Origin of the sequence: Deinococcus pimensis DSM 21231 (assembly GCF_000519345.1) — a bacterium.
Lineage (GTDB): Bacteria > Deinococcota > Deinococci > Deinococcales > Deinococcaceae > Deinococcus_A > Deinococcus_A pimensis.
Map to the genome: position 1 here is coordinate 368,814 of NZ_KI912633.1, position 723 is coordinate 369,536.

1 protein-coding gene is annotated in these 723 nt (G+C 74.4%); it reads left to right on the forward strand.

The genetic code is table 11. From position 1 onward, the window contains the following. On the forward strand, window positions 1-723 hold a 723-nt coding region (locus DEIPI_RS29095), incomplete at both ends, for an aldehyde dehydrogenase family protein (protein WP_169737039.1).

A 723-nucleotide genomic window follows, 5' to 3' on the forward strand; every position in this document is an offset into this window, starting at 1 on the left:
CCCGTGATCTTCGGGCCCACCGTGGGGGACGTGTGGCTCGGGGAGGACGTCACCCCGGAGAACTTCGAGGAACGCCACGCCGCCGCCTGCCGCCCACCTCACCCGGACGGGCACCTGCGGCTCGTGCTGGGCGCCGGCAACCACGCGCTGCTGCCCGTCGGGGACGCGCTGGAGGCCGTGTTCCTGCGTGGCGAGACGGTCCTCGTGAAGCTCAACCCCGTCAACGCCGACATGCGCGGCGTCGTCGAGGACCTGTTCGCGCCGCTCCTCGCGCTCGGCGTGGTCCGCGTCGTCACGGGCGGCGCGGACGTCGGCGCGTACCTCTGCGCGCACGAGGCGGTGGAGAGCGTGCAGCTCACCGGCTCCGACAAGACCTACGACGCCGTCGTGTTCGGTCCGGGCGAGGAGGGCGCCGCCCGCAAGGCGCGCGGAGAGCCCCTGCTGCGCAAGCCCGTCACGGCGGAACTCGGCGGGGTCAGCCCGACCGTCGTCGTGCCCGGCCCATGGTCCGGGCGGGACGTGGAGTACGCCGCGCACGGCGTCGCGTACGGCATGACGCACAACGGCGGCTTCAACTGCAACACCACCCGCCTCCTGGTGCAGCACGAGGGGTGGGCCCTGCGCGACGCGTTCCTCGGCGCGCTCGGCGGCATCCTCGCGCGTGTCCCGACCCGCGCCGCGTATTACCCCGGCGCGGGGGACCGCTGGCGCGCCATGACCCTC